At 46.2% G+C, this 2,946-nt stretch carries 1 protein-coding gene; it reads right to left on the bottom strand.

The window, feature by feature from the left end; translation table 11 throughout:
* The coding region (locus ICN29_RS10575; RefSeq protein WP_369411672.1) for a beta strand repeat-containing protein at positions 1 to 2,946 on the bottom strand (2,946 nt) is incomplete at both ends.

Below are 2,946 nucleotides of genomic sequence, written 5' to 3'. Positions count from 1 at the left end.
TAGCAATCGTGATGTCGTTAGAGCGATTGAAGATCAAGCTACCGTTATTCGTCACTGCGCCAGAACCTAAGCTACCGGTAGTAGTCGCGTTACCGATTTGCAAGGTAGCGCCACTGTTGATGGTGGTAGTACCGGTATAAGTATTGTTACCCGTCAGTAACTGGGTACCGCCAAAGAGGATCAGGTTGCCACCACTACCAGTGTTACCGCTAATCACACCCGCAAAGGTATCAGCTGCACTGGTGATTGTTAAGGTCTTGCTACCTAAGACGACTGAGCCAGCGCTATTACCGGCTAGGCTGATGATTGAAGCGCCACTAGTCGTACCACTGATATCAAAGATGGCGTTGTTCGTTAACTTACTAGAGCTAGCAATCGTGCCACTGCCCGTTAAGGACAGCGTGCCACCGTTAATTAAAGTGGTGCCGCTAAAACCACTACTTGCCGAAAGAGTCAATGATCCAGTACTAGATTTAGTGAGTGCGCCACTGCCGATTTCAATAGGAGTAGAAATTGTAGTATTGCCAGCGCCAGTGATTGTCAATGCAATGTTGGTAGCGACCACATTGCCATCAACACTTAAAGTGCCGCTGGTAGACACGCTCAATATAGTTGGAGCAGCCAAAGTAATTGCGGTATCTGCATCGCCAATGTAGCTGCTAGCACCAAGGATATAAGTACCGGCCAATGTAATACCACTTGGTGCAGTAGCAGTGATACCGCCAGTGTATGTTTGTGATCCACCGCTTGCGCCCAAAGTTAAGGAACCCGTATTAGCAAATGTTACTGCATTGGTAATGCTGCCAGTCGAGCCAACTAAGGCGACATTGTTGACAGTAGATGCGACTGTAAGGCTACTTGCAGTAATGCCGCCTGTAAATCGTGCTGTACCACCAATGTTTTCAAAGGCTAAAGTCCCTGTGCCGGAGAATGATGTACCTGTGACGCTAGCGCCTGCTGATGTGCTTCCTGTACTGAGGGTTAAGTTGTATAAAGATCCAGTAACTGCGCCTAATGTAATTCCGGAAGTGCTGGTACTTGCATTCGTTTTGAGAACAGTAGCTGAACCTAATGTCACTGGGCCAAAGGACATGGCATTGTCAGTTGTATTAATAGTGCCTTTCAATGTGCTAGCAGAAGGCGCAATAGCAGTGATGCCACCGGTATAGGTCTGTGTACCGCCCAAGGATCCCAATGCCAAGGTACCGGTATTACTAAAAGTGACTCCATCAGTCACTGCAGTACCGGTAGCGTTCAAACCAAGGTTATAAACGCCAGTCGCAACTGACAAAGTTGGTGTAGTTAAGGCACCATTAAATGTCACCGTTCCAGTGGTAGCGCTAATCACCACACTAGTATTGGCATCTACTGTAGATCCGAAGGTAGCGCCACCACTATTGGTGAGAGTCAGACTGCCAATATCTGTTCCAATGGCTCCAGTAATGCTGACGGTGCCAGTATTGTTAATCACTACATTCGATTTAGCTCCGCCTAGCGTACCTGAAATTGAGGCTACGGTAATTGCACCCGAGTGACCGCCACCCAAGTACAAAGTTACGCCATCACCTAAGATGACGTTATTTAAGGTCATCGATGAAGTTCCAAAATCAAAAGTACTAGTAGAGCTTAAGAAGCTAGTAGTTCCGCCCATATTAAATGAGCAATCAACACCGCTTACGCACTGAGTTGGATTACCTGCAGTGAAGGTTCCCAAAAGAATATTATTACCAGTTGAGTGAGTGATACCTCGTGAGAATGTCAACACGTCAGAGCTTGCGTCGCCAAAGTACACATCACCGGTAGTGCTTAAGGTAACAGCACTAGTGACATCAGTAGTGGAGCCATAAAACTTAATATCGGTGGTTCCAGCAGTATTACTCAGAGAGCCAGCGTATAAATTATCATTAAATGAGATCGTTCCAGATCCATTTGCAATTGAAACAGTGGTGATACGGTCACCGCTAGCACCCACTGTGCCATTAAAGGCGATTCCACCAGAATTGGTGATGGTGAAAGTCCCGATATCAGTGCCAATTGCACCGGAGACCGTAATGGCACCAGTTGTATTGAAGGTAATATTCGACTTTGCATTACCCGCTGTTCCAGAAATTGAGCTTAATGTCATCGGCGTTACAGCGCCAGCGCCAAGAACTAAAGTAACTCCGTCATCTAGTGTGGCTGCGCCTAGAGTAATGCGGCCGGTAGTCGGACTCAGGCTAGTACTATAACTAAAACGAGTGGGAACATTGATATAAATCGGGCTTGCGGTTGCATTTAAGCTCTGCGCTTTAATGGTGACGCCAGACGAGCTAGCAATCGACAGACCGCCAAGGAAATTAAATATGTCGAGAGCATAGTCACCTAGCTGTATAGCACCAGTGTTATAGAAGGTGGCGGCGTTTGTAACATTAGTTGTACCAGCTGCAGCAGCTAGACTAGTACCCATATTGTATAGAGTGATACCAAAAGCATTACTTCCAGAATTCTGGCCAACTGTTAACGCTTGCGCATCAATGGTTCCGTTAACAACGATAGCGGCAGTTTGATTAGCATCGCCTAAAGTCAAAGTACCGACACGCTTAGATGATCCAACAGAACCTGTAATGGTGATGGTGCCGCCCTTAGCTTTTAGAGTTAAATCTTCTAAGCCAACATTGGTGCCTTGTACAGGTCCATTGATTGTAATATTTGCACCAGCAGCATTATTGGCATAAGTATTGATTACAGAATTAACGACCAAAGTTACAGTCTTATCACTTGCGCCTAACAAAACTGCAGCACTATTCGTATTGATGGTTCCGCCTAGAGAGATAGCAGAAGGCGCTGTCGCAATCAGACCATTGGTGAAGGTTAAGGTATCGGTACTTTCGTTGCCGAGGTAAAGCGCTCCAGAAGTACTAAACGTCACTGCATTTGTAATGGTGGTTGTAGCGCCATAAAGATTGA

The organism is Polynucleobacter nymphae, from assembly GCF_018882155.1.
GTDB classification, from domain to species: domain Bacteria; phylum Pseudomonadota; class Gammaproteobacteria; order Burkholderiales; family Burkholderiaceae; genus Polynucleobacter; species Polynucleobacter nymphae.
This window is presented reverse-complemented; position numbering and strand designations above follow the sequence as displayed.